5 protein-coding genes are annotated in these 6,346 nt (G+C 33.1%); 3 read left to right on the top strand and 2 right to left on the bottom strand.

Features of this window, described 5'->3' with window-relative positions; genetic code table 11:
- Window positions 1–300: 300 nt before the first annotated feature.
- Window positions 301–2,205, bottom strand: coding sequence for a sigma-54-dependent Fis family transcriptional regulator (locus CSW08_RS17640; RefSeq protein ID WP_106661225.1), 1,905 nt, complete (start codon window positions 2,203–2,205; stop codon window positions 301–303).
- Between the two features lie 174 nt (window positions 2,206–2,379).
- Here CSW08_RS17640 and CSW08_RS17635 point away from each other — a divergent pair, with 174 nt between their 5' ends.
- Window positions 2,380–2,937, top strand: coding sequence for an OsmC family protein (locus tag CSW08_RS17635; RefSeq protein ID WP_106661224.1), 558 nt, complete (start codon window positions 2,380–2,382; stop codon window positions 2,935–2,937).
- 148 nt (window positions 2,938–3,085) lie between these two features.
- Here the strand turns inward: CSW08_RS17635 and CSW08_RS17630 are convergent, their stop codons facing one another.
- Window positions 3,086–3,631, bottom strand: coding sequence for a CHRD domain-containing protein (locus CSW08_RS17630; protein WP_203226921.1), 546 nt, complete (start codon window positions 3,629–3,631; stop codon window positions 3,086–3,088).
- 503 nt (window positions 3,632–4,134) lie between these two features.
- On the opposite strand from CSW08_RS17630, the gene CSW08_RS17625 reads away from it, so the two are divergent.
- Both CSW08_RS17625 and CSW08_RS18175 read left to right on the top strand, forming a co-directional pair.
- The gene (locus CSW08_RS17625) at window positions 4,135–5,679 is read left to right on the top strand and encodes an aldehyde dehydrogenase (NADP(+)) (protein ID WP_106661223.1); all 1,545 of its coding nucleotides are present in this window, start codon (window positions 4,135–4,137) and stop codon (window positions 5,677–5,679) included.
- A gap of 289 nt (window positions 5,680–5,968) precedes the next feature.
- The gene (locus tag CSW08_RS18175; RefSeq protein WP_157804943.1) at window positions 5,969–6,112 is read left to right on the top strand and encodes a DUF5679 domain-containing protein; all 144 of its coding nucleotides are present in this window, start codon (window positions 5,969–5,971) and stop codon (window positions 6,110–6,112) included.
- The last annotated feature ends 234 nt before the right edge of the window (window positions 6,113–6,346 follow it).

Genomic DNA, 6,346 nt, shown 5'->3' with positions numbered 1-6,346 from the left:
AAACCCGGTTCTGCAGAGTTTCACCAGTTAAAAAATAGAGCTAGTTCGAAAAAAGGTAAAAGCCAAGTAAAAAAACATAAAAAAAAAGTAAAAGCTAACACATAGTTTTTCTGCCAAATTAGTGGAGTTACTGTTTCCTGAGCTTTAGAGCCTTTCACATTCAGTGAAATGGATTTTAAACTTAATCCAATTGGAAGCTTTCCTTTTTTCTTTATCGAAGATTGGGATGCTTTTTTGTTTTAGGGTAGGTGATTTAGTAATTCAGTTATTTTTATTTTAACCTATTTGGTATTTGAAGTATTACACCGCAATATGTTTTATCCCCAATTTTTTAATTTTAGAAGTTAGTGTCGTTCTCGGAATTTTAAGCAATTTCGAAGCTCCATCAGGCCCTGAAATTTTCCAATTAGTAATGTTTAATGCCTTTATGATATTTTCTTTTTCAATAGCTTTCATCTCATCAAACGTCAAAATTTTATGGGTCTGTTTATCCACTTCATTTTTTATAGAAGTAGATGGCATCAACCCATCGATATTAAATCTGCTATCAGAATTTGTTATAATACCGCGCTCAATAATATTTTGAAGCTCTCTAACATTTCCAGGCCAATGGTACGCACTTAATTTAACTAAATCTTCTTTTGTTAAAGGCATTACTTGTATAGCTTTGTTTTTACTAAACTTTTCAAAAAAAGCTTTGGCTAACAGGGTTATGTCATTATCTCTTTTTCGTAAAGGCGGAATGTGGATTGGAAACACATTAAGTCTATAAAAAAGATCTTCTCTAAATTTACCATCATCTACCTGCCTTTTTAGGTCACGGTGAGTAGCAGCAATAATTCTAACATCCACATTTTTTGTTTCAGAACTGCCAACGGGCTCAAATGTACCTTCCTGAATAACCCTTAATAATTTTGCCTGCAAGGGTAATGGCAACTCTGCTATTTCATCTAAAAATATGGTGCCTTGATCTGCAAGAGAGAATCTCCCTTCTCTAGATATCGTAGCTCCAGTAAAAGCACCTTTTACATGACCAAATAATTCACTTTCTATCAATTCAGAAGGAAGTGCAGCACAATTTAATGTAATCATGGGTTTGGGTACTCTTCTACTTGCCTCGTGAACTGCCTTGGCAAATAATTCTTTTCCAGTACCCGTTTCTCCAAGTATCAACACATTGGCATCGGTTGGGCCAACCTGGCTAACAAGTTTTAAACAATTCTTAATGCTTTGGCTATCCCCTATAATATAATTGAATTGTTCGATTATTGCTTTTTCTTTTAGCATAGAAGCTTCAGCATGTAGTTCTTTAATTTTTTGTTTGTCAGAAACCTGATCTTTAATGTTTCTAATATAAAGCACAAAAAATAGTTCTTCATTATAAGTATAGCTAGAGAGATTAACTTCACAAGGAAAAGATTCTCTATCAGTAGTTAAACATATGAGAGAATCCTTAATTTGCAACGATGCATGTTTATTGCTTAAACCTTTATGTTGGGGTATAATAGTTGATAATTTATAAAATGACTTCAAATCGAATAATGACTTCAAGTTAATTTTTGAAACTATACTTTCTTTAAAGTTGAACATCTGTATTGCTGCCTCGTTAGTTTGTGTAATCAAAAACTCGGAATTAAACTCAATAATTCCATCTGATGTACCATTTACCAATCTGTTGAGTTTGGACTCATTTTCGACAACTTTTTTTTGTATAATTTCACGTCTAAGCTCTGCAGCAGCTCTAGAAGCAAATATTTTAAAAATGGCAAAAACTTCTGGTAATTCTGGCATTGGTTTATTGTCCAATAAGGCTAAGTGACCAAGCACCCTTCCATCGGTATCCCTTAAAGCTAGACCCATGTAGCTAACTGCTCCTAAAGCTTTAAGATCCGGATCTTTAGGGTAAAGATTAATCACATTATTAGGGACATGACAAATGTCATGGCTATTTAATACTGGTTCGCAGGGAGTATTTGTTACCAAATATTCATAATGTTCAACAAAATCATCTTTAAGCCAAAAAGCCAAAGCATTCAATTTTTTTAATTCGGGCCAATATTCTGTAACCCAAACGCCATGCACATCTAATATCTCGGCTAAATTTTGTACAAGTGATTTAAAAAAATCCTTACCCGTATAATCGGATGTCTTTTCAATAATTTGTTTTAACGCGATTAATCCTGGCACTTTTTTATTTTTTTCCATAACCTAATAAAAATAAAATGACGAAATAAAGGTACCTAAAACCAAACAAATGACGAAATATCGACAATTTCTTTTTTGTTATTATTATTTAATATATTGATAATCAATATTTTGAATTTTTGGCATAAGTAGTGATTTAATGGGAGCATTATAAATCAAATAAATATTTTAATTATGGAAACATTAGAAAAAAGAATTAACGGATTCAAATCACAAGACATTATGGATACCGTTGGAGCAATCCAATCAAACCCAGAAATTGCGAAATTTATATTTAGAGTAAGAAACCAATGGATTGCAGGAGGCCATAACCGAAGCTCTATTAAAGATTTTTATGGCGGATGCGTAGAAGACGAATCACGAACAGAGCCATTTGTATTTGATAACAGTGAACCACCAATCTTGTTAGGAAACAATGAAGGTGCAAATCCTGTTGAATACATATTGCATGGTTTGGCGGGCTGTATGACAACAACAATGATGCTTCATGCAGCTGCCAATGGAATTGAAGTTGAACATGTGGAGTCGTATTTAGAGGGAGATTTAGATGTACAGGGCTTTTTGGGATTAGACAATTCAGTAAGAAATGGTTACCAAAATATTAAAGTCAACTTTAAAATTGAAGGAAATATAACCGAGGAACAAAGAAGACAATTGATATCATTTGTTTATAAATCTCCTGTCTTTGACATTGTTACTAATAAAGTTCCCGTTTCGGTATCCCTGATATAATGATTTAAAGTAGACCTATATATTAGTTACTAGCTTGAAGGAGGTTAAAGATTTTCTTATTGGCCTCTTTTTATGCTATATATTATGAAAAACCCTAGCTGAAATTCTTCAACTAGGGTTTTAGTTTCATAATCTTGAAAATGGAATTTTATAGTTGTCCTCTAATTTCACCACCTGGATAGGTTGTAGTGTGAACATTAACATATATATTACCAGCTTTAATAGCTGAAATCAAGTCACTTAAAGGCATTCCAGAAAGAGCCCCTGATAAGTTGCTAGCTGTAATGGTGCCTTCTGCCAATACACCATTCACAGGAGCACTGGTATTTGGCGGGGAATCACTTATATTCAAAAGGTTGACAACAACACCAGCATTAACACCGGCAGGGCCCATATGAAAATGAGAACCAGTAATGTTTGTTTGAACATTGGCAACAATAAGTTTAAAATGAATGGACAATTCATCTTTGCTAATGCGAACAATGACCTCGCCAGTAGCATTGGTGTCTCTCGCAGGCACTTCATTATCGCCACTTAAGTGGGTTGTAAAAACCATTTTATCCGTTTTGGAGTTGCTTTGTTTAGCAGACAAATTGGATTCTTCTTGCAAATCTATAAGCGATTCGTTACTGCTCCCTGATAAAGCTACTAACAGGCAGATGCACCCTGTCAGTTTTAATAGTAATTTAGTCATAATAATTTTTTTTAGTGTCTAGAAGTCTGTTGTGATGAGATGTAAGATTGTGGGGAGAGCTCAATCCAATACTTCTATAACAGAAGTTAGTAACTATAAATTTAGAAAATAATTGATTTTCAATGAGTTATATTCAGAATGTTTTAATATCATGAGTCATTATTTAAGAAGCTTTTCTCCTCCGAAATATTAGAATAGAAAATCGGGATGCTTTTTTGTTTTATAGCAATTGCAATAATAAGTATTGTTCTTCCAGGTCAGTTGCAAAAAAAGCATCCAACTTCAATCTAAATAATCTCCAATTAAAATACGTATATATTCAAATTTGTCAAAAGTTAATTAAACTTTAAACTATTCAAGATGACTACTATTCAATATATTTTTTTGTATTTTTAACCTCTTTCATAATGTCAATTTCAGATAAATTAATGGAAAATTGAATTATAATGTTTTCAGTTCTTAATAAATAAGCAAAACATAAAACTAATATAAAACTAAAATAAATGAGTAATCAAAGTACATTTTATGCAATAAACGCGGCCACTAATGAGGAGTTAGAAGGGCCATTTGAAAATGCAACCTTAGAACATATAGATTCGGTTGTAAATACGGCTACGGCAGCTTTCGATATTTATAAAAAAGTAGATAATAATAAAAAGGCCGCTTTTTTAGATCAAATAGCAGATGAAATATTAAACTTAGGTGATGCGCTTTTAGAGAGATGTCATTTAGAAACAGGTCTTCCTATTGCCAGATTACAAGGTGAAAGGGGTCGAACCATGGGCCAACTAAAACTCTTTGCATCATTGGTGAGAGAAGGGTCTTGGGTCGATGCAAGAATCGATACCGCCATTCCTGATAGAGCTCCTTTACCTAAAGCAGATATTAGACATATGTTAATACCATTAGGGCCAGTGGTTGTTTTTGGAGCAAGTAATTTTCCTTTAGCATTTTCAACTGCAGGAGGAGATACAGCATCAGCTTTAGCTGCTGGTTGCCCAGTTATTGTAAAAGGGCATAAAGCACATCCTGGAACTTCAAAAATGGTGGCTGATGCAATTTCAAAAGCTATTGATATTTGTGGTATGCCAAAAGGAACGTTTTCTTTAATTCTTGGAAATACCAGATCGGTAGGAGAAACTTTAGTAAAACATCCTGGTGTAAAAGCGGTTGGATTTACTGGCTCTTATGGTGGAGGTAAAGCATTATTTGAATATGCAAATGCACGTCCAGAACCTATTCCTGTATTTGCTGAAATGGGTAGTACAAATCCAGTTTTTATTTTGCCAGAAGCATTAAAAGAAAAAGGCGAAGAAATTGCTGCAGGCATGGCGGGATCTATTACACTTGGAGTGGGCCAATTTTGTACAAACCCAGGACTTTCATTTGTTCAGAAATCGGATGACCTTAATAAATTTTATAACCAATTAAAACTTAAAATAAGTGAATCGCCTGCAGGGGTTATGTTGACACCTGATATTAAAAAAGCTTATGATAAAGGTATTGAAAGAACCTTGAGTATAAAAAATGTAGAAGAATTTTCTGTTGGATTGAATGGGGATTCACCGAACGCGGGTACGCCAAGGATTTTTAAAACATCCATAGAGGATTTCAACCAAAATGAAGATTTATCTGAAGAGAATTTTGGACCTTCAAGTGTGTTGGTAGAGGCAAATTCAAAAAATGAGATTATTGAAGCAGCTAAAAACTTATGCGGACATCTTACAGCGACTGTTTTTGGAACCGCTAAAGATTTAGAGGAGTATAAAGAATTGTTTGATATTTTACCAAAGAAGGTCGGAAGAATCATTGTTAACGGATACCCAACAGGTGTTGAAGTTTGCCATTCTATGGTTCATGGAGGACCATACCCATCAACAACGGCGCCGCAATCAACATCTGTAGGAACAGGGGCCATAAAACGTTTTGTTAGACCAGTTTGTTTCCAAAGCTATCCTAATTCTCTTTTGCCAGACGAGTTGAAAAATGAAAATCCATTAAATATTTGGAGGTTGGTAGATGGGGATTTTAAAAATTCAAAAATTTAATTTAATTCTATTATAGTGTTGTTGAAAAAGCTCTAATTCTAGAGCTTTTTTTGTTTTTAATAGAAATTGGTATTTTTTATAGATACTAAATTTTATCAATCTGTGATTAAATCGCTTTTTAGTTTTGGGGTATTCTTGCTCAGATTATTATGGCAAATTTTATAGAAAGATACATTTTATGCTAAATAAAGAGAGGAAAAAGTGATTTTTTGTGGTTTTTATTTGTTGTCTTGTAAATTAAAACTATATTTAAATATAGTTTAATCAAACCAAAATCTAAATATTTATTATGGAAGGATATTGTGTAAAATGTAAAGACAAAAAAGAAATCAAGGATGCTGCCGAAGTAACCATGAAAAATGGTAGAAAAGCAATGAAAGGTAAATGCCCTACTTGCGGAACAGGCATGTTCAGGATTTTAGGAAAGTCTTAAATTAAAAGTAAAAAGTTTTAAGGGAAGTTAATTTTAATTTCCCTTAAATTTTATTCTTCCTCAAGGTGCTTCTGTTAATTATTACCCTTGAGCCTTTAATTAGCGTTATTGTTTCTCATGTAACAAAACTAAATCTTATTTATTTTTGTACATGAACTGTTTGTCTTTTAAACAATGACGGTTAGTCTTATAATACCCTTACTTTTATCGTAACTGCTCCAATAATATTTTCTT

Origin of the sequence: Confluentibacter flavum, assembly GCF_002843175.1 — a bacterium.
Lineage (GTDB): Bacteria > Bacteroidota > Bacteroidia > Flavobacteriales > Flavobacteriaceae > Confluentibacter > Confluentibacter flavum.
This window is presented reverse-complemented; position numbering and strand designations above follow the sequence as displayed.